16 protein-coding genes are annotated in these 20408 nt (G+C 72.7%); 11 read left to right on the plus strand and 5 right to left on the minus strand.

The window, feature by feature from the left end; translation table 11 throughout:
- Positions 1–223 precede the first annotated feature (223 nt).
- From AB0J71_RS20800 to AB0J71_RS20820, 5 genes are all read left to right on the plus strand, one after another.
- Positions 224–2182 (plus strand): glycosyl hydrolase family 18 protein, encoded by a 1959-nt coding sequence (locus AB0J71_RS20800; RefSeq protein WP_364415543.1) that lies wholly within the window; start codon positions 224–226, stop codon positions 2180–2182.
- A 161-nt stretch (positions 2183–2343) separates the two neighbouring features.
- A complete protein-coding gene (locus AB0J71_RS20805; RefSeq protein WP_352327886.1) occupies positions 2344–3387 on the plus strand; it encodes a PP2C family protein-serine/threonine phosphatase in 1044 nt (347 codons plus the stop codon).
- Positions 3388–3506: 119 nt separating this feature from the next.
- Positions 3507–5801, plus strand: coding sequence for a glycosyl hydrolase family 18 protein (locus tag AB0J71_RS20810; protein WP_364415545.1), 2295 nt, complete (start codon positions 3507–3509; stop codon positions 5799–5801).
- 221 nt (positions 5802–6022) lie between these two features.
- Complete coding sequence (locus AB0J71_RS20815) at positions 6023–7420, plus strand: APC family permease (protein WP_364415547.1); 1398 nt, start codon at positions 6023–6025, stop codon at positions 7418–7420.
- On the plus strand, positions 7417–8055 hold the full coding sequence (locus AB0J71_RS20820; RefSeq protein ID WP_352327152.1) for a GPP34 family phosphoprotein: 639 nt from the start codon (positions 7417–7419) through the stop codon (positions 8053–8055). Before AB0J71_RS20815 ends, AB0J71_RS20820 begins: the two co-directional genes overlap by 4 nt.
- A 28-nt stretch (positions 8056–8083) precedes the next feature.
- Here AB0J71_RS20820 and AB0J71_RS20825 read toward each other — a convergent pair whose 3' ends face one another.
- The 3 genes from AB0J71_RS20825 to AB0J71_RS20835 form a co-directional block, all read right to left on the minus strand.
- Entirely contained in the window at positions 8084–8446 is a 363-nt protein-coding gene (locus AB0J71_RS20825) for a hypothetical protein (RefSeq protein ID WP_364415549.1), read from the minus strand.
- The gene (locus AB0J71_RS20830; protein WP_352327150.1) at positions 8443–10221 is read right to left on the minus strand and encodes a hypothetical protein; all 1779 of its coding nucleotides are present in this window, start codon (positions 10219–10221) and stop codon (positions 8443–8445) included. Before AB0J71_RS20830 ends, AB0J71_RS20825 begins: the two co-directional genes overlap by 4 nt.
- Positions 10222–10354: 133 nt before the next feature.
- Complete coding sequence (locus AB0J71_RS20835) at positions 10355–10891, minus strand: hypothetical protein (protein ID WP_364415551.1); 537 nt, start codon at positions 10889–10891, stop codon at positions 10355–10357.
- On the opposite strand from AB0J71_RS20835, the gene AB0J71_RS20840 reads away from it, so the two are divergent.
- The 3 genes from AB0J71_RS20840 (at position 10860) to AB0J71_RS20850 (ending at position 13043) form a co-directional block, all read left to right on the plus strand.
- Positions 10860–11279, plus strand: a complete 420-nt coding sequence (locus tag AB0J71_RS20840) for a hypothetical protein (protein WP_364415553.1) — start codon at positions 10860–10862, stop codon at positions 11277–11279. The genes AB0J71_RS20835 and AB0J71_RS20840 overlap by 32 nt on opposite strands.
- A 66-nt stretch (positions 11280–11345) precedes the next feature.
- On the plus strand, positions 11346–11936 hold the full coding sequence (locus AB0J71_RS20845) for a hypothetical protein (protein WP_352327148.1): 591 nt from the start codon (positions 11346–11348) through the stop codon (positions 11934–11936).
- A 99-nt stretch (positions 11937–12035) separates the two neighbouring features.
- Positions 12036–13043, plus strand: coding sequence for an endonuclease/exonuclease/phosphatase family protein (locus tag AB0J71_RS20850; protein ID WP_352327147.1), 1008 nt, complete (start codon positions 12036–12038; stop codon positions 13041–13043).
- Between the two features lie 19 nt (positions 13044–13062).
- Here the strand turns inward: AB0J71_RS20850 and AB0J71_RS20855 are convergent, their stop codons facing one another.
- Positions 13063–14508 carry a long-chain fatty acid--CoA ligase gene (locus AB0J71_RS20855; protein ID WP_364415555.1) on the minus strand — a complete coding sequence of 482 codons (1446 nt, stop codon included), beginning with the start codon at positions 14506–14508 and terminating at the stop codon, positions 13063–13065.
- A 206-nt stretch (positions 14509–14714) separates the two neighbouring features.
- On the opposite strand from AB0J71_RS20855, the gene AB0J71_RS20860 reads away from it, so the two are divergent.
- Positions 14715–17564 (plus strand): LuxR family transcriptional regulator, encoded by a 2850-nt coding sequence (locus tag AB0J71_RS20860; protein ID WP_364415557.1) that lies wholly within the window; start codon positions 14715–14717, stop codon positions 17562–17564.
- A 115-nt stretch (positions 17565–17679) separates the two neighbouring features.
- Positions 17680–18591, plus strand: coding sequence for an alpha/beta hydrolase (locus AB0J71_RS20865; protein WP_364415559.1), 912 nt, complete (start codon positions 17680–17682; stop codon positions 18589–18591).
- Positions 18592–18687: 96 nt separating this feature from the next.
- Here the strand turns inward: AB0J71_RS20865 and AB0J71_RS20870 are convergent, their stop codons facing one another.
- Positions 18688–19509 carry an NAD(P)H-binding protein gene (locus AB0J71_RS20870; protein ID WP_364391188.1) on the minus strand — a complete coding sequence of 274 codons (822 nt, stop codon included), beginning with the start codon at positions 19507–19509 and terminating at the stop codon, positions 18688–18690.
- A gap of 126 nt (positions 19510–19635) precedes the next feature.
- Between AB0J71_RS20870 and AB0J71_RS20875 the strand changes: the two genes are divergently transcribed.
- The gene (locus tag AB0J71_RS20875; protein ID WP_352318795.1) at positions 19636–20361 is read left to right on the plus strand and encodes an MgtC/SapB family protein; all 726 of its coding nucleotides are present in this window, start codon (positions 19636–19638) and stop codon (positions 20359–20361) included.
- Positions 20362–20408 lie beyond the last annotated feature (47 nt).

Genomic DNA, 20408 nt, shown 5'->3' on the forward strand with positions numbered 1-20408 from the left:
GCTCACCCCGCCGTCAGCCCCCGTTCCGGAACCGTTATCCCCTCGTGAACGGGCGTGTCCGGGGTCTGACCGGCACGGTTACGGACACCTGACCAATACGTATTGACGCTCCCCCAGGCAGCGGCTACCGTCGATTCACAACTTAAAGGAAACTTTCCTAATAGTTTCCCCAGAAGTCTCCCATCCCACTCCCCACACACCCCCCAACGGATGTCGGAGCGACATGAAACACACCATTCTGAGCAAGGTCCTGGCGGGAATGGCGGCATTGGCCCTGCCCCTCACCGCGGCCGTGGCCGTCCCGACGCTCGCCTCCGCCAGCACGGTGGCGTACGCGGCGGCCTGGGCCCCGTGGACCGCCTACACGGCGGGCACGGTCGTCACCTACAACGGCGTGGACTACGTCTGCCTCCAGGCGCACACCTCGCAGCCCGGCTGGGAGCCGCCGAACGTGGCGGCGCTGTGGAAGGTCTCCGGTGGCGGCGGCACCGACACGACCGCGCCGTCGGTGCCGGGCAACCTGCGCTCGACCGGCGTCACGGACACGAGCGTGGCCCTGGCCTGGAACGCCTCCACCGACAACGTGGCCGTGACCGGCTACGAGGTCTACCGCGGCGGCACCCTGGTCACCACCGTCACCGGCACCACGTACAACGACACCGGCCTCACCGCGAACACCGCCTACAGCTACACCGTGCGTGCGCGTGACGCGGCCGGCAACCGCTCGGCCAACAGCAACCAGATCTCCGCGACGACCACCGGCGGCGGTGGCGGCGACGACAAGACCCCGCCGTCGGTGCCCGGCAACCTGCGCTCGACCGGCGTCAGCAACAACAGCGTCGCGCTGGCCTGGAACGCCTCCACCGACAACGTGGCGGTCACCGGCTACGAGGTCTACCGCGGCGGCACCCTGGTCACCACCGTCACCGGCACCACGTACAACGACACCGGCCTCACCGCCAACACGTCCTACACCTACACCGTGCGCGCGCGTGACGCGGCCGGCAACCGCTCGGCCGACAGCAACCAGATCACCGCGACCACCACGGGCGGCGGCGGTGGCGGCGGCAACAAGGTGCTGGGCTACTTCGTCCAGTGGGGCATCTACCAGCGCGGCTACCACGTCAAGAACATCGACACCAGCGGCTCGGCGGCCAAGCTGACCCACATCAACTACGCGTTCGGCAACGTGCAGAACGGCCAGTGCACGATCGGCGACAGCTACGCCGACTACGACCGCTTCTACCAGGCGGGCGAGAGCGTCGACGGCGTCGCCGACACCTGGGACAACGGCGCGCTGCGCGGCAACTTCAACCAGCTGCGCAAGCTGAAGAAGAAGTACCCCAACCTGAAGGTGCTCTTCTCCTTCGGCGGCTGGACCTGGTCCGGCGGCTTCGGCCAGGCGGCGCAGAACCCGACTGCCTTCGCCGACTCCTGCTACAAGCTGGTGGAGGACCCCCGCTGGGCCGACGTCTTCGACGGCATCGACATCGACTGGGAGTACCCGAACGCCTGCGGCCTGACCTGTGACACCAGCGGCGCGGCGGCGTTCAAGAACGTGATGTCCGCGCTGCGCTCGCGCTTCGGCGCGAACAACCTGGTCACCGCGGCCATCACCGCCGACGGCAACGACGGCGGCAAGATCGACGCGGCCGACTACGGCGGCGCCGCCCAGTACGTCGACTGGTACAACGTCATGACGTACGACTTCTTCGGCGGCTGGGACGCGCAGGGCCCGACCGCCCCGCACTCGCCGCTCACCACCTGGGACAAGATCCCGGTCCCCGGTTTCTACACCGACAACGCCATCCAGAAGCTCAAGAGCAAGGGCGTCCCGGCCGCCAAGCTGCTGCTCGGCATCGGCTTCTACGGCCGCGGCTGGACCGGCGTGACCCAGGCCGCGCCCGGCGGCACGGCGACCGGCCCGGCGCCCGGCACGTACGAGCAGGGCATCGAGGACTACAAGGTCATCAAGACCCGCTGCCCGTCCACCGGCACGGTCGCGGGCACGGCCTACGCCTACTGCGGCAACCAGTGGTGGAGTTACGACACGCCGAGCACCATCGGCGGCAAGATGAGCTACTCGAAGAACCAGGGCCTCGGCGGCGCGTTCTTCTGGGAGCTCAGCGGTGACACCACCAACGCCGAACTCCTCACGGCCATGAAGAACGGCCTCGGATAAGTTCGCACGTCAGGGGCCGGTCCCGGGTTTCGGGGCCGGCCCTTCGCCGTGCCCGGCGCGCCGCAGGACGGAACGCGGACGCCTTGGGAGAAGCTGGTCACCGGGGGTGAACGACGATTCTCTGGGGTGGCGGGCACAGGCGGCCCTTCTTCACGACACCGGTGTTCCTGGTCGGCCTGATCGGGATCACGGTGCTGGTGGTCGGGCTGGACAGGTTCACCGGCGGGGGCGCGGAGCTGGTGCCGGTGCTGATCTTCCTGCCGGCGATCGTGTCGGGGCTGGGCTCGGTGTGGCAGACGGCGGTCGCGTCGGTGTGGGTGCTGGCGGTGGTGTCGGCCTCGGTCGCCTATCTGGGCGGCAATCTGCGGACGAACCTGGAGGTCTCCGGCTTCACCGCGGCGTTCGGGCTGATGAGCGTGGTCGGCGCGAGCTACCGGATCCAGCGCGAGGAGGAGGTCCGCCGGTTGCGCTCGGCCGCCGCGGCGTTGCAGCGGCAGCTCGTCAGGCCGCTGCCGCTGCGCTCGCTCGACGTGGTCGTGGACGGCCTCTACCAGCCCATCGAGGAGGACACGATGGTGGGCGGCGACATGTACGAGGTGGCGCCGTCGCCGTACGGGACCCGGGTGATGATCGCCGACGTGCAGGGCAAGGGGCTGCCCGCGATCGGCGCCGCGCTGGCCGTGCTGGGCGCCTTCCGGGAGGCGGCCTACCGCGAGATCTCCCTCATGGGCGTGGCCGACGCCCTGGAGGACGCCGTGATCAGGCACAACCGGTTCGCCGCGCACACCGGCGAGCCGGAGCGGTTCGTCACCGCGCTGCTGCTGGACATCGGCCCCGAGCTGGAGGTGGACGCGGTCAACTGCGGGCACATCGCGCCGTACCTGATCCACGGCGGGAACGCCGGTCAGCTCTGGCTCGGCGAGCCGGAGGTGCCGCTCGGCCTGGCCGGGCTGGCGGGCGAGCCGCGCCACGGCGCGCGCTTCGCCTTCCCGCGCGGGGCGTCGCTGCTGCTGTGCACCGACGGCGTGACCGAGGCCCGCGACCGCGACGGCTCCTTCTACCCGCTGGAGCAGCGGCTGCGCTCCTGGGCCCGCGACCCGCCGGCCAGGACCGTCGAGGCCCTGGCCGCCGATCTGAGCACCTTCACGCGCGGCGCCCCGCGCGACGACATCGCGGTGCTCATCCTGCGCCGGACCGGATCGTGACCGGCCGCGCGACCGAATGGCAACTATTAAGAAAGTTTCCTAACAGAAAGCATTGACGGCCCTGGTCACCAGGCTTACCTTCCGATCAACCCCCCAGTCATGCCCCATCGGAGGTGGCCTTGAAGCCCACACGCCTACGCGCGGCCCTGGCCGCGTGCGGCACCTCACTGGTCCTCATCGCAGGAGCCCTGGCCGGTACGGCCACCGCCGCGGCCGACAACGCCGCCTGCCGCCCGGACGGCCTCTACCAGACCCCCGGCGTGGACGTCCCCTACTGCCTGGCCTACGACGAGGACGGCCGGGAGAAGATGGGGGCCGACCACCCCCGCCGCATCATCGGCTACTTCACCAGCTGGCGCACCGGCAAGAACGGCCAGCCCGCCTACCTGGCCGGCAACATCCCGTGGGGCAAGGTCACCCACATCAACTACGCCTTCGCCCACGTCGACGGCAGCAACAAGATCGCCGTGGACGCGAACGCCACCGCCACCGAGTGGCCCGGCGTCGCCGGCGCCGAGATGGACCCGGCCTACGCCTACAAGGGCCACTTCAACCTGCTGAACAAGTACAAGAAGCAGTACCCCGGCACCAAGACGCTGGTGTCGGTGGGCGGCTGGGCCGAGACCGGCGGCTACTTCGACGCGAACGGCGCCCGCGTGCCCTCCGGCGGCTTCTACTCGATGACCACCAACGCCGACGGCTCGGTCAACCAGGCCGGGATCGGCACGTTCGCCGACTCGGTCGTCGCGTTCGTGCGCGCGTACGGGTTCAACGGCGTGGACATCGACTACGAGTACCCGACCTCGATGAAGGACGCCGGGAACCCGCTCGACTGGACCGTCGCCAACGCCCGCAGGTCGAGCCTGATGAAGGGCTACGCGGCGCTGATGAAGACGCTGCGCCAGAAGCTGGACACCGCGGCCGCCGCCGACGGCAGGTACTACATGCTGACCGTCGCCGCCCCCGCCTCCGGCTACCTGCTGCGCGGCATGGAGACCTTCCAGGTCACCCAGTACCTGGACTACGTCAACATCATGTCCTACGACCTGCACGGCGCCTGGAACGAGTTCGTCGGCCCCAACGCCGCCCTGTACGACGACGGCAAGGACGCCGAGCTGGCCAAGTGGGGCGTCTACACCGCCGCCCAGTACGGCGGCCTCGGCTACCTCAACACCGACTGGGCCTACCACTACTTCCGCGGCGCGATGCCGGCCGGCCGGATCAACATCGGCGTGCCGTACTACACGCGCGGCTGGAAGAACGTCAACGGCGGCGCGAACGGCCTGTGGGGCACCTCCAACGGCCCGAGCGGCAGCTGCCCGCAGGGCCTGACCACCTGCGGCGACGGCGCCCGCGGCATCGACAACCTGTGGCACGATGAGGAGAACGGCAAGGAGGTCGGCGCCGGCTCCAACCCCATGTGGCACGCCATGAACCTGGCCAAGGGCATCGCCGGCTCCTACGGCCCCGCCTACGGCCTGGACCCGGCGAACGACCCCGAGGACCGGCTGACCGGCACCTACACCCGCAACTACAACGCCACCCTGACCGCCCCCTGGTTGTGGAACGCCACCAAGAAGGTGTTCCTGTCCACCGAGGACGACCAGTCGCTCGGCGCCAAGGCCGACTACGTCAGGAACCAGGGCATCGGCGGCGTGATGATCTGGGAGCTGGCCGGCGACTACGCCTGGGACGCGGCCAAGGGCGAGTACTTCATGGGCCAGACCCTGACCGGCCTGCTCTACGACAAGCTCAGGACCGCCGCCCCGTACGGCGCGGCCAAGGCCAAGGTGGCCGTCCCCGCCGAGAAGGTGGACGTCACGATCGAGGCCACGGGCTTCCCCGCCGGCGACAGCAACTACCCGATCAACCCCAAGCTCGTCATCACCAACAGGACGCAGACCACCATCCCGGGCGGCGCGGAGTTCCAGTGGGACTACGCGACCTCCGCCCCGAACAACGCCAAGGACCAGTCGGGCTTCGGCCTGCGGGTGATCAGCAGTGAGCACACCGGCAACAACGTCGGCGGGCTCAAGGGCGACTTCCACCGGGTGTCGGTGAAGCTGCCCACCTGGCAGACGCTCGCCCCCGGCGCGTCGGTGACCCTCGACTACGTGTACTACCTGCCCGTCCCCGGCCAGGCGAACTACACGCTGACCTTCGGCGGCAGGACGTACGGGCTGGTCCAGGACCTGGCGCGGGGCGGCGTCGCGCCCAGCCCGAGCCCGACCCCGACCGTCACCCCGACCGGCGGCGCCTGCACCGCGCCCGCCTGGAGCGCGACGGCCGTCTACAACGGCGGCCAGCGCGTCTCGCACAAGGCCCACACCTGGGAGGCCAAGTGGTGGACGCAGGGCCAGGAGCCCGGCACCACCGGCGAGTGGGGCGTCTGGAAGGACGTCGGCGCCTGCTGAGACGGCTCCGGCCGGCCGGCGGGCGGGACGGCGCGCGTCCCGCCCGCCTCCGCCGGCGCGGCCCCCGCGGCGCGGTCAGGCACGCAACCACCTGGAGCAGCCTCTTGCGACGTGACCGTGGGCTACGGAAGGATCGCCAGATCGAGCCCCACCGGTATCCGTAACCCCATGCGTATACCGAGGCCCGTCACCCCCCGCATGGACGACATGGAGAGGCTGTCGTGCAACCTCAGGAGAGCATCGAGCGGTTCGGCTACCGTCAGGAATTACGCCGCGGGGTCGGACTGACCGATCTCGTGTTCTACGGGCTGATCTTCATGGTGCCGATCGCGCCGTTCGCCATCTTCGGCCCGGTCTACAAGGCCTCGGGCGGCATGCCCGTCCTGGCGTACCTGGTGGGCATGGTCGCGATGTTGTTCACCGCGGCCTCCTACGCGCAGATGGTCAGGGCCTTCCCGCTGTCGGGGTCGGTCTACAACTACGCGGGCCGCGGCATCGCCCCGTCGGTCGGCTTCATGACCGGGTGGGCGATCCTGCTCGACTACCTGCTCGTGCCGAGCCTGCTCTACCTGGTCGCCTCGATCGCCATGCACAACAGCGTGCCGGGGGTGCCGGTCTGGGGGTGGCTGCTGATCTTCGTGGCCGTCAACACGGTGGTCAACCTGCGCGGCATCCGGATGACGATCACCCTCACCAAGGTGCTGATCACCTGTGAGCTGGTCGTGCTCGGCCTGTTCGTGCTGATCGGGATCTGGGCCCTGCTCCAGGGCCGCGGCCACGGGTTCAGCCTCACACCGCTGTTCAACCCCGACACCTTCTCCTGGCCGGTGATCTTCGCCGCGGTCTCCGTCGCGGTGCTGTCCTTCCTCGGCTTCGACGGCATCAGCATGCTGGTCGAGGAGTCCGCGGGCGGCTCGGCCCAGGTGGCCAGGGCCATGCGGCTGGCGCTGATCCTGGCCGGGCTGCTGTTCGTCGCCCAGGTCTGGGTGGCGGCGCTGGTGGTGCCCGACCCGGCGGGCGTGCTGAACACCGGCTCGGAGACCGCCTTCTACGACGCCGCCGCCTCGGCGGGCGGCGAGTGGCTGCGGCACGTCACCTCGACGGCCACCGCCATCTCCTGGGGCTTCGCCGACACGCTGGTGGCCCAGGTCGCCGTCTCCCGCCTGCTGTACGCCATGGCCCGCGACCGGCAACTGCCCGCCTTCCTGGCCAAGGTGTCGATCAAGCACTCGGTCCCGGCCAACGCCATCCTGCTCGTCTCGGCCCTGTCCGTCGCCATCGGCGTGTGGGCCGCGCAGCTCGAGGAGGGCGTCGGCCTGCTGAGCAGCCTGGTCAACATGGGCGGCCTGATCGCGTTCGTCGTGCTGCACGTGTCGGTGATCGTCCACTACCGGGTCCGGGGGCGCTCGACGGACTTCTGGTCGCACCTGGTGGCGCCGCTGATCGGCATGGCGATCCTGATCTTCGTGATCGTCAACGCCAACATCCTGGCCCAGCGGGTGGGCCTGATCTGGCTCGCCGTCGGCGTCGTCGTCCTCGGCGTCCTGTACGCCCGCGGCCGCCGCCCGGTGCTGGACGGCGACGACAAGGCCGGCCTGACCGGGATCCGGTCGCCGTGACGCGGCCGCCGCTCCACCACGAGCTGTTCCTCATCGGCCACGACCAGTCCGGCAAGCCCCTGGTGCACCAGCACTCGATGGCGCTCGGGCTGGCCGGGGCGGTGCTGCTCGACCTGGCGCTGAGCGGGCGCGTCACGGTCGGGCAGGGGCGGATCACCGTCGTCGACCCCACGCCGGTCGGCGACGCGGTCGTGGACTCCCTCGTCCCGCTGATGGCCCGCGACCGGGCCGAGGGCGAGGCCAGGTTCTGGATCAAGAAGCTGGCCGAGGACGCCTACGACCGCACCCGGCAGAGCCTGGTCGCCGCGGGCGTGCTGGTCATGGTGACCAGGCGGCGCATGGGCATGTTGCCGTACACGCGGTACCAGCTCGCCGACATCGCCTCGGTGGTGCGCGCCTCGGCCGGGGTGCGCTCGGCGGTCGAGGGCTGGAAGCAGCCCGACGGGCGCGGCGCGGCGCTGTGCGGGCTGGTGGGGGCGTTGCGGCTGGAGGCCGAGCTCTACCTCGACCAGCCCTCGGCCCGGCTCGTCGAACGCCTGCGGGAGATCGCGGGTGAGCACTCCCCCGTCGTCAGGGAGGTCGTGCAGCTGATCGACGACATGCTCGGCGAGGCCGCGGTCGCGGTCTTCCGCTGACCCCGGCCCGCGTCGAGAGCCGCCCGGGTCAGCCGAACAGCTCGCGGATCTGGCCGACGACCTCCACGATCACCGACACCTCGGCCGCGCGGGCCGACAGCCGCTTGAGCGCGTCGAGGACGCGGGAGCGGTCGGGGTCGGCCTGCTCGATCTCCTGCCGCACGTCGGCGACGTCCCGGCGGGCCCGCGCGGGCTCGGTCACCTCCGCCTCGTGCTCGGCGAGCAGGCGTTCCAGCCGGTCGAGCAGCCGAGCCGCCGCGCCGGGGGCCGCGCCGCCCAGGTTGTTGACCGTGGCACGGGAGTGCGGGCCCACCGCGATCGGGCCGCTCACCTCGCCGCCGCTGATGTGCACGCCGTACGAGCCCGGCGTGGGGGTCTCCTCGTGCGTCACGCGCCCTGCCCTCCCAGGTTGTTGACCGTCGCCGCGGCCTGGTGCCCGAAGGCGACCGGGCCGCTGACCGTGGCGCCGCCGCTGACCGACAGCGTGTTCATGGTGACGCTCGCCGCCTGCAACCGGTAGGCGCCGGTCTCCACGCCCTTGTCCTCCAGGAAGTCGAGGACCGCCTCGGTGAGCCGCTGCTCGATCATCCGCACGTACTTGGAGACGTCGAGCACCTGGATGTGGGTCTGCAGGTCGTCGCTCGCGCCCAGCTCCCGGACGCTGAAGCGGGCGCCGTAGGGGTAGACGATGTGCTTGCGCGGGTCGGGCGCCAGCATGTTCTGCCGGACGGCCTGCACCCCCGTACGGACGAGCCGGGCGGGCGCGGCCAGCACGTCGCGCAGCAGCCGCAGCTTCAACGACCTGACCGCCTCCCAGGCGATGCGGCCGCCGGTCATCGTGGGCAGCCGGTCGACCACGTGGTAGGGGCCGTGGGCGGGCGGCAGCACGGTGACCACGAACTGGGTGTAGAGCATCCGGCCCTCGACGGCCAGGTAGATGAACGCGGAGGTCAGCGCCTCCTGATCCGCGGCTGGCGCGACGAGCCGGCCGTTGCGGTCGCGGATCTCCTGCCCGGCGTTGTTGATCGTGACGCGCTGGTAGTAGCGCACGCCGCCCTGCGGGTGGCGGACGACGGCCTCGATCTCCTCGGGCGTGGCGTGGGACCTGGGCAGGCCGTTCTTGCCGATCAGCGGATGGGACACCGGGGCGCCGCCCTCGTGCCAGTCGGCCACGGTGAAGATCCCCCGGGTGACGACGTGGTCGCCGATGTCGAGCCGCTGGATGCCCTCGTTGGGACGCAGCACCCGGTCGCGCATGTCCTTCAGCCGCTCGCGGACGAAGGCGTGCAGCTCGACGGGGTCGATGTCGACCGGGTCGTCCTGGCGGCGCGGCGGGCCCTCGCGGCCGCGCACCCGGTCGAGCTCGACGGCGATCGACCAGGTCCTGGCGATGGAGCCGGCGCCCATGAAGGCGTCCTCGTTGGCGTACATGGTGATGTTGCCCCACTGGGCGCTGCGCACGTAGTCGACGCGATGGGCGGTGCGGGGGCCGGTCGCGCCGACGACCGGCTCGGGCGCGCCCGGCCGCAGCGTGCCCGCCAGCGTCATGTACGTCGCGATCCGGTAGACCAGCGCCACCCCGAGCGTGGTGAAGGGCACGGCCGTCGCCAGGGCCAGCGTGCCGAGCCCCTGGCCCAGGACGTCGGCGAGGCCGTAGGAGGGGCCGTCGTCGTAGAACGAGGAGCTGGACAGGCTCTGCAGCAGCAGCACCGACAGCGCGGTGGAGAACACCGCGGCCAGCAGGAGCAGAGCCATGTTCGCGGCCCAGAACCAGAGCATGGCCCGCAGCACGAGCGAGCCGCGCCGGACCGGCCCCGACGTGAGCAGCACCAGCGGGACGAGCATCGCCACCCACGCGATCGTGGTCAGCGGGGAGATCACGAACCCGGCCAGGAAGAACACCGTGATGAGCGCGTCGCGGACGACGAGCATCGAGCGTGAGCGCCGGCAGTGGTGGATCACCGGGATGAGGTCGAAGCCGCCGTAGGACGGGGGGACCGCGCGGTAGGGGTCGAACATCAGCTCGCCCAGCACCCGGTCGCGGAACCCGCTGTCGAGGTAGGCGGCGGCGCTGAGGTAGCGGGTGACGTTGCTCATGCGGGGCACGCCGGGGTGGGCCGTGGAGTCCCGCGTGGAGCCGGTGGCGCCGGAGCTGTCGACGGCCATGACCCTCCTTCGTCGGTGAACCCGGCCGAGCTTATGAGGGGCGAGTGCTTCAGGGGGCTCGTTGTTATCAAATAGTCTCGTTCACCGGAAGTGAAGGTCGGGACAAAAGCCCGAAAAATCGAAATACTTCCCTTTACGGAGCATTACGGGAGGGTGTATTGGTCCACCATTCAGGCGCCGGGGGGCGGTGCGGGCGATGCGGCAGCGACACCGGCGCCCTCACCCAGTGCCCCCGCTGCGGCGCCCTCCTCCCGGCCCCCTCACCTCCCGCCTCCTCCGCCCCCGCGCCCTCGCCCTCGCCCTCGCCCTCGCCCGCCGACGATCGTCCGCCGCCGCCCTCGCGGTTGCGTCCGCCGGGGTGGCGGCGGCCGGTGGTGCTGGTCAGCGTGGCGGCGGCGTGTGCGACCACGGCGCTGGTGTGGTGGGTGGCCGGGAGCCGCCCGTCCTCGCCGGCGGAGGCGGGCGGGAGCTCGGGCGGCGCGCCGTCGGCCGTCCAGCCGCAGACCTCGGACGAGACGGCGGAAGACCCGGCGACCGGGGACGCCACCCCCACGGGCGGCCCGGCCGCGAGCACCGGCCCGACGCCGAGCACGGACCCCACGGCGGCTGCGGCCGGGCAGGCCGGGCAGGCCGGGCAGGTGGACGAGCTGCTGTCCAGCAGCAGCTCCACCCGTTCCAGCCTGTCGGCGGCGATCGCGGACGCGACGGCTTGCCGCCGAAGCGGCGTGACCACGATCGAGGACATCACCGCCGGCCGCCGCGACCAGCTCGCCGCCGCCCGGACGCTGGACGTGACGGCCCTGCCCGAGGGCGCGGCGCTGAAGCAGACGCTCGTCACCGCGCTCGACGCCTCCTACGACGCCGACACCGCCTTCCTTTCCTGGGCCCGGCGCCATCTGGCGGGCGGCTGCACCGGCCCGGTCTCGGACGACCGCGATTACCGGCGAGGTCTCAGCAGATCGGCGGCCGCGCAGACGGCCAAGGCACAATTCGCGCAGGCGTGGCGGCCGATAGCGGAGACATATGGCCTGACAATATGGAAGGCTGACCAGATCTAGCCATATTTGCCCATAAATCAGCATAAGCACCGAAATTCCGATCGTCAGTGACGAAGGAGTGCTGCGATGTTCCTGCCACGCCGTGTGTTCCGGCTGGCCGCGGGTGCGGCGGCCGGGTATCTGTTCGCCGTGCGCCCCTGGCACCTGCGCTGGGGCGCGACCGACAGGGAGGTGCACGAGGACCTGCCGGGTGACGACATCGTGCCGCTCCCCCAGCTCCAGGCCACCCGTGCCGTCACCGTGGACGCGCCGCCGCCGGTCGTGTGGGCCTGGGTGGTCCGGCTCGGCGGCTACCCCGGCCCCGGCACCCGTCCAGGCACCGCACCCGCCGTACGGACGGAGGCCGCCGACGAACCCGCGCACCCCCCGAGCGACCTCAAGCTCGGCGACGTCATGGACGGCGGCGGCTTCGTCGTCGAGCGGATCGAGGCCCCGCACACCCTCGTGCTGGCCCACCGCGGCGCCGACGCCACCACGACCTGCTCCATCGCGCTGCGCGACACCGGCGGCGGCACCCGGCTGATCTACCGGCTCCGGATGCGCGGCGAGCCCACCGTGCGCGGCGCCGCCCACGTCGCGATGACGGACGTCGGCGACTTCGTCGCGATGCGCAGGCAGCTCCTCGCCGTCAAGACGGGGGCCGAGTCGGCGAGATGAGCCTCTGAGCCGAGCCGGTGAGCGAGCAGCCGGGCCAGGGCCGGGCCGGGCTGGAAGGCCCTGGTTCGGGCCCTCCGCCGCTGCCTTAGGGTTCATGCTGTGGATCAACGGGGAGCGAGCGCGACGGCCGAACGCGCATCCGCCGGCAAGCGTCCCTCACCCCGGCGGCGCAGGCGCTGGTTCGCCTGGACGGTGGTCGCGCTGCTGGCGGCCTGGGCGGCGCTGCGGGTCGGCGGCCTGGAGACCGGCTCCTTCCTCATCCAGCTCATGACGGTGACGCCGATCGGCGCGGGGCTGGCCGCGCTGACCGCGCTGCTGGCGGTGCTCAAACGCAACCGCCCGGCGGGGCTGAGCGCGGCCGTCGTGGGCATGGTGTTCGTCGCGTGCCTGATCCCGAGGACGTCCGGCGTGGAACCGGGCAGAGTGATCGAGGGCGTCCCGCTGCGGGTGTTGTCGGTCAACCTGTTCGGATGGGCCGACGCCGAGACCGTGGTCCGCCTGGTGCGCCTGTACGAGATCGACGTGTTCAGCGCGCTGGAGCTGACCCCGGACGCGGTCCGGCGGCTCGACCAGGCGGGGCTGCGCAAGCTGCTCCCTTACCGGGTGCTCCAGGCCGCGGACGGCGCGATCGGCAGCGGCCTGTTCGCCAGGCACCCGCTGCGGCCGCTGCGGGGGCTGTTCACGCCGATCGGCCACAACATGCCGGCCGCCACGCTGTCCCTGCCCTCGGGCGGCAAGGTCGAGGTGGTGGCGGTGCACCCCGACCCGCCGCTCGGCGGGATGGCGGCCGAGTGGGACGCCTCGCTCAAGGCGCTGCCGTCCCCGTCGCCGTCGGTGATCAGGATCCTGGCCGGCGACTTCAACGCCACCCTCGACCATCGTGCCTTCCGCGACCTGCTGGCCAGGGGTTACGTCGACGCGGCCGACCAGGTGGGCAAGGGGCTCGTCCCGACCTGGCCCAACAACAGGGCGATACCGCCGATCATCACGATCGACCACGTGCTGGCCGACCGCCGGGTGAACGTGGCCAGCACGGAGATCCTCGACGTGCCCGGCACCGACCACCGCGGCGTCTTCGCCGACCTGCGCGTGCCCGCCATCGGCTGACCCGCCGCCGCCTGCCCGCTCACCGCGCCTGCCGCTGCCCGTGCAGCTTCCTGAGGGACGCCCTGAGCAGCTTGCCTGCGCCGTTCCGCGGCAGTTCGGGGACGAGCTCCAGGTACCTCGGGATCTTGAAGCGGGCCAGGCGGCCGTCCAGGTGGGCGAGCAGGTCCCCGGGCTCCGCGCTCGCGCCCGGCCGCAGCACGACCAGCGCCTTGCCGGTCTCCCCCCACTTCTCGTCCGGCACGCCGATCACCGCGCACTCGGCCACCGCCGGATGGGCGAGGAGCACACTCTCGATCTCGGCCGGGTAGACGTTCTCGCCGCCGGAGATGTACATGTCGCTGATCCGGTCGCGGATGCGCACGTACCCGTCCTCGTCGGCCACGCCGATGTCGCCCGACCTGAACCAGCCGTCGGCGGACAACACCTTCGCCGTCTCCTTCGGACGCCGCCAGTAGCCGGGCATGACGTTGGGGCCCTGGACGTACACCTCGCCGGGCTCGCCGGGGGCGGCGGGCGAGCCGTCGGGGGCGACCAGCCGCACGTCGGAGAAGAAGCACGGCACCCCGGCCGAGCCGAGCCCCGCGTCCGGATGGCCCGCCCCGAGGAAGAGCGCGCCCGGGGAGGTCTCCGTCATGCCGTACCCCTGCAGGAACGGCAGCCCGCGCTCCCGGTACGTCCTGATCAGCGGCTCGGGCACCGGCGCTCCCCCGCACAGCAGGTGCCGCAGGCTGGACAGGTCGGCCTCCGCCCAGCGCGGCGACCGCGCGAGGGCCGCGAACATCGTCGGCACGCCGAACATCATCGTGACCCGCTCGGACTCGACCAGGTCGAACGTCCTGTCCACCTCGAACGACGGCTCCAGCAGCGCCCTGCCGCCCTTCAGCACGGTCGGCACGAGCAGCTGCGCCAGGGCCGCGATGTGGTACAGCGGCGCACTGACCAGCGTCACCTCGTCGTGCGCGAGCGGCACGTCGACCAGCAGGTTCACGGCGTTCCAGATGAGGTTGCCGTGGGTGAGCATCGCGCCCTTGGGGCGGCCGGTGGTGCCCGAGGTGTACATGATCAGGCAGATGTCGTCCTGGCTGACCGGCTCGTCCACGGGGTCGGCGGGCGCGCCGGCGATCAGCTCCTCGACGGCGTCCTGGCTCAGGTGCCGGCCGGGCAGGCCGCCGCCGTCCTGGCCCGCGCCGAGGACGACGACGCGGGCGCCGGAGTCGTCCAGGAGGAAGCGCAGCTCGGGCGCGGCCAGCCGGGCGTTGAGCGGGACGAACACCGCGCCCAGCAGCCCCGCGGCGAAGAACGTCTCCACCAGGGACGGGTGGTTGGGCCCGAGGTAGGCGATCCGGTCGCCGCGGCCCACGTCCAGGCCGGTCAGCCCGTGGGCCAGGCGGGTGACCCGGTCGTACAGGTCGCCGTAGCTGCGGTCGGTTCCCCGGTAACCGACGGCGGGCCGGGCGGGCGTCATCCGCGCCCTGCGTGCCGGCCATGACCCAAGCCCCTGATTCCGCATCGGCACTCCTTGACGGTCAGGACTCAAGGTAGGTCACCAAGCGCTTGCTGTCACCGGAATGCCACACTTTCTCCCGTCCGCCCCTTCTCGTACGGTCGGGCCGCACTTCCGTCGGCGGCGGCCTCTTTCAGCGGCGGCACCCGCGCGTGACACTGGACGGCGTGTCACCAGTCACGCGCGTTCCCGTGTTCCGCGGCCGCGACGCGGAGGAGAACGTCCTGCTGCGGCTGCTCGACGACGCCCGGGCCGGCTCCGGAGGGGCGCTGCTGCTGACCGGCGCGGCGGGCATGGGCAAGACCGCGCTGCTCGACCTGGCCGCCGCGCGGGCCCCCGGGTTCCGGGTGCTGCGGGTGTCGGGGGTGGAGTCGGAGTCGCGGGTGCCGTACGCGGGGCTGCACGGCCTGCTGCGGCCGGTGTCCGCGGCCGTCGCGACGCTGCCGGCCGCCCAGGCCCGCGCGCTGGCCGAGGCCCTGGAGTCGGGGACCTGCGCGGCGGGGCTCGCGCTGCCCGCCGCCGTGCTGGGGCTGCTGTCGGCGGTCGCCGCCGAGCGTCCCGTACTGGCCTGCGTGGACGACGCCGACCGGCTGGACGCCGCGAGCCTGGACGCGCTGGCGTTCGCGGCCCGCCGCCTGTCCTGCGAACCGATCGTCCTGCTCTTCACCACCAGGCCCCCGGCCCTCGCCCCAGGGACGACCTCCGGCGAGCGGGGGGCCGATGACGTGCCGGTCCAGGAGGGGTTCGACGCCGGGGCGATGTGGCCGCTGGAGGGCGTGCCCGTCCGGGAGCTGCGCGGGCTTGACGGGCCGGCGGTGCGGGAGCTGGCCGCGGACCTGGTGCCCGGCGGGCTCGCCGAGGACCTGGCGGCCGCGCTCGACCAGATCGCCTGCGGCAACCCGCTGGCGCTGCGCGAGCTGATCGGCGCGCTCACCCCCGACCAGCGGGCCGGGCTCGCGGCGCCGCCCGCCGTCCTGCCTCCTGGTGGGCGGTTGTGGCGGGAGCACACGGGCGTGCTGGCCCGGCTGCCCGCGCGTACGCGCCGGCTGTCGCTGCTGATCGCCGCCGATCCGGCCCTGGACGTGGCGACTCTGGCCAGGGCGGCGAGCCCGGCGTGCGCGTTGTCCGTGCTCGAACCGGCCGAACGGGCGGGCGTCCTGCGGGCCGACGGGGACGCGTTCGCGTTCTGCGCACCCGCGATGCGGTCGGTCGCCTACCACGCGGCGTCGCTGGCCGAGCGCCGCAGCGCCCACCGCCTCCTCGCCGGCCTGCTCGCCCCGGACGGGGGCCGTGCGGACGGTTGGGAGAGGCTGCGGCGGGCCTGGCATCGGGCCTGGGCGGCAGACGGCGGGGCGGAGGAGGCCGGGGACGAGCTGGCGCGGGCGGCGCTGGCCGTCCGGTGGGCCGCGGGGAGCTCCTCGGCGTGCCGTGCCGGGTTCCCCGAGCCCTACCTGGCGTTGGAGCGCGCCGCCGAGCTGACCGCTCGTCCCGCGGTCAAGGCCGAGCGACTGGCCGCCGCCGCCAGGCACGCCTGGGTGTCGGGACGTCCCCGGGCCGCGCGTTCCCTGCTGGCCCGGCTGCGGTCGCCCGGCGCGCCCGAGGAGCTGCGCGGCCACGTCCAGCTGCTGCGCGGCAGCCTGGAGCTGCTGGGCGGCGAGACCGGCAGCGCCCGCGAGGAGCTGCTGGCGGCGGCCCGCCGGCTGCTGGACAGCCACCGCGAGCTCGGCGTGCGCGCCCTGGTCCGGGCGGCGGACGCCAGCTACCGGGCGGGCGACAACCGGGCGTTCATCGCGATCGCCCGGCAGGCGGCGGCGCTGCGGCGTCCGGACGAACCGGCGCCGGCGCAGCTCATGTTCGAGTACCTGGCGGGCATGGCCCACACCTTCAGCGGCCTGCACCAGGAGGCCGCCGGGCCGTTGCGGCGGGTGCTGGAGCTGGCCGGGTCGGTACGCGACCCGGCCGTGCTCACGTGGGCCTGCGTGGCGGGCATGCTGCTGGGCGAGGACGCGGTGGCCCACCGGCTGTCGGCGCGGGCCGTGGAGGAGGCCCGGCTGCGCGGAGCCGCGTCGGCGGTGCCGCAACTCCTGGAGTTCACGATCTACCCCGACGTCTGGATGGGCCGGTACGCCTCCGTCGCCGCGACCGCCGCGAAGGGCCTGCGGCTGGCCCGGGAGACGGGCCAGCACAACACCGCCGCCCAGCACCTGGCCTGGCTGGCGGTCAGCGCCGCCGTGGAGGGCGACCAGGAGACGTGCCGGATCCGCGCGGACGCCGCCATCGAGCTGGCCGACGCCCACGAGCTGGGCCTGGCCGGCGCGGTCGGCAACTGGGCGCTGGCCTGCCTCGACCTGGCGGCGGGCCGCGTGGCCGACGCCGCCGGCAGGCTGCGGGCCGAGCGGCGCAACCGCCACGTCGTCATCAAGGTCATGTCCACCCCGCACTACATCGAGGCGGCCGCCCGCACCGGTGACCGCGAGCGGGCCGCGGCCGCCCTGCGGGTGCTCGAACGCTGGGTCGGCAGCACACGCAGCCCCGGCCTGCGGGCGCTGGTCTCGCGCTGCCGGGCGCTGCTGTCGGTGCGTCCCGGCGAGGCCGAGGAGCTGTTCCTGGACGCCCTGCGCCTGCACGGCCAGGGCGTCTGCGCGTTCGAGGCGGCCCGTACGCACCTGCTGCTGGGCAGCGCGCTGCGGCGCGACCGGCGGCCCGGCGCGGCCAGGAACCACCTGCACACGGCGCTGGAGACGTTCGAACGGCACGGCGCGCGGCTGTGGACCGAGCAGGCCAGGGCCGAGCTGCGGGCCTCCGGCGAGCCGGTCCGGCCGACCGCGGACGCGACGGTGTCGCAGCTCACCGCGCAGCAGGCGCAGATCGCCCGCATGGTGGCCGCGGGCGCCACCAACAAGGAGGTCGCCGAGCAGCTCTTCCTCAGCAGGCGCACGGTCGAGCACCATCTCAGGAACATCTTCAGCAAGCTCGGCATCCGCTCACGGGTGGAGCTGGTCAGGTTCATGTCCTGAGCGACGCCGCCGAGCGGTTCCATCGCGGGCGGCGCGCGGCACGAGACCGGTGATTTCACCGATGCACGACTGACTGCGCGCCCCGACAATGGCGACAGACAGCAGTCATTCCCCGATGAGCAGGGAGTTCGACGACGTGCAGCTCTCCACCCCCCACTTCAGCGCGCGAACGTTCACCAAGCTCGCCCTGGCCGTCACGCTGCTCGCCGGCGGCGTCGCGGCGGCGCCGGCCGCCCACGCGGCCGGCCCGTACGAGCGCGGCCCCGACCCGACCTCCGCGATCCTGGAAGCCGCGCGCGGCCCGTTCGCGACCGCCGAGCTCAGCGTCTCGCGGCTGAGCGTCTCCGGCTTCGGCGGCGGGACGGTCTACTACCCGACCGACACCAGCCAGGGCACCTTCGGCGCGATCGCCATCTCGCCCGGCTACACGGCCACCTGGTCCAGCCTCGCCTGGCTGGGGCCGCGGATCGCCTCGCACGGGTTCGTGGTGATCGGCATCGAGACCACCACGATCTACGACCAGCCGGCCAGCCGCGGCCGTCAGCTCCTGGCCGCGCTGGACTACCTGACCTCGGGCAGCCCGACGGCCGTGCGGAGCAGGATCGACGCGTCCCGGCTGGCGGTGGCCGGTCACTCCATGGGCGGCGGCGGCACGCTGGAGGCCGCCGACGCGCGCCCGTCGCTCCAGGCGGCGGTGCCGCTCGCGCCGTGGAACCTCACCAAGAGCTGGTCGGGCCTCCGGGTGCCGACGATGATCATCGGGGGTGAGGCCGACACGATCGCGCCGGTGGCGACCCACTCCGAGCCGTTCTACCAGTCGATCCCGTCGTCGGTGGAGAAGGCGTACCTGGAGCTGAACGGCGCCTCGCACTTCTTCCCGCAGGTCACCAACACCACGATGGCCAAGTCGATGGTGGCCTGGCTGAAGCGGTTCGTCGACGACGACACCCGCTACGACCAGTTCCTGTGCCCCGCCCCGCGGGGGACCGCGATCGAGGAGTACCGCGACACCTGCCCGATCACCTGACGGGCGCGGCTCCGGAGCCGGTGACGCCCGCCGTCACCGGCTTCCGGCCGTCCGGCGCCCGCCGGCTCGCCACGCCGCCGTGCTCGTCGCCGGCGGTCAGCGGAAGGCGGCGGCGTTGCGCTCGGCCCAGGCGGCGAACGGGCGGGCGGGGCGGCCGAGGACGCGCTCGACGTCCGGGCTGACGCTCCGCTCGTCAGGGGTGGGCTCGCCCAGGATGGCGAGCGTGCCCTCCACCACGGGCAGCGGCATGACCTGCGCCATGAGGGCGTGGGCGGCCTCGCGGGTCTGCTCGGCGAACCGCACCGGCTCGCCCAGCGCCGCCGCGATCGCCGCCGCCCGGTCCCGCGGGGTGGTGGCCTCGGGGCCGGTCAGCACGTACGTCGCCCCGTCGTGCCCGTCCTCACGCAGGACGGCGGCCGCCACGGCGGCGACGTCGGCGGGGTCGACGAAGGGCAGGCCGACGTCGCCGAAGGGGGCCTCGGCGGTGCGGTGAAGGCGTACGGGCTCGGCCCAGGCGTAGGCGTTGGAGGCCAGGCCGCCCGAACGCAGGACCGTCCAGGCCAGGCCCGACCCGCGGACGGCCTCCTCGAAGCGGACTGCGTGCGGGTAGGCCCCCGGCCGGGTCCCGGCACCCTGGCTGGACAGCAGGACGATCCTGCGCACGCCCGCCTCCCTGGCCGCCGCGATCACGCCCTCCGGGTCCTCCCCCGCCACCAGCAGGAACAGCGCGTCCGCACCCGCCAGGGCCGGACGCAGGCTCGCGACGTCACCCAGGTCGGCGGCGACGGCCAGGACGCCCGGCGGCACGTCGGCCTGCGTGACGCGGCGGGCGACGGCGGTGACCGGCAGGCCCTCCTCGGCCAGCAGACCGACCAGCGTGCGGCCGACGTTCCCGGTGGCACCCGTGACAACGAACATGGTGGTTCTCCTCAGTCATTAGTTAGTTGTCTGACTAAGAAGAACCGTAGCACAGAAACTCAGTCAGACAACTGACTTCTAGCGGCGCAGGTGTGAGACCCGCGCCCGCCGGGGACATCTGGGCAAATGGGGACGGCGTTCGTCACGACGGCACTGGCCGGGCAAGGATGGACCCAGCTGGGCGAACTCGGCCTGGCCCTGCTCCTGTCGGCCGCCATCGGGCTCGAACGCGAGATCCGCCAGAAGAGCGCCGGCCTGCGCACCCACACGCTGGTCGGCTTCGCCTCGGCCCTGATCATGCTGGTGTCCAAGTACGGCTTCGCCGACGTCCTGGGCGAGCACGTCACGCTCGACCCGTCCCGGGTGGCCGCGCAGATCGTGTCGGGCATCGGGTTCATCGGCGGCGGCCTGATCTTCGTCCGCCGGGACGCGGTGCGCGGCCTGACCACCGCCGCGGTGGTCTGGCTGACCTGCGCGGTCGGCATGGCCGCCGGGGCCGGGCTGTGGCTGCTCGCGGTCGCCGTCACCGCCGGCCACTTCCTGGTCCTGCTCGTCTTCACCCCGCTCAGCGCCCGGCTGCCCCGCTCGAAGTACGCCCAGTCGCGCCTGCACCTGACCTACCTCGACCGTCACGGCGCGCTGCGGCGGGTGCTGGCGCTGTGCAGCGACAGAGGCTTCGTCATCGCCGAGCTCTCCCTGGAACGCGACCGGCCGCGCGAGGACCGGGAGTCGATCTCGATCTGGCTCGTCGTCCAGGGCTCGGGGCCGGTCGGGGTCCTGATCACCGAGCTGCTGGAGATCGACGGCGTGCTCGGCGTCTCCAGCGTCGACCTCGACGTCACCACTCCCTGACGCCGGCCGGGGCCGCACAACCGTTCAAGACCGCAGCCCGTCCCTGC

Origin of the sequence: Nonomuraea sp. NPDC049637 (genome assembly GCF_040675235.1) — a bacterium.
GTDB lineage: Bacteria > Actinomycetota > Actinomycetes > Streptosporangiales > Streptosporangiaceae > Nonomuraea.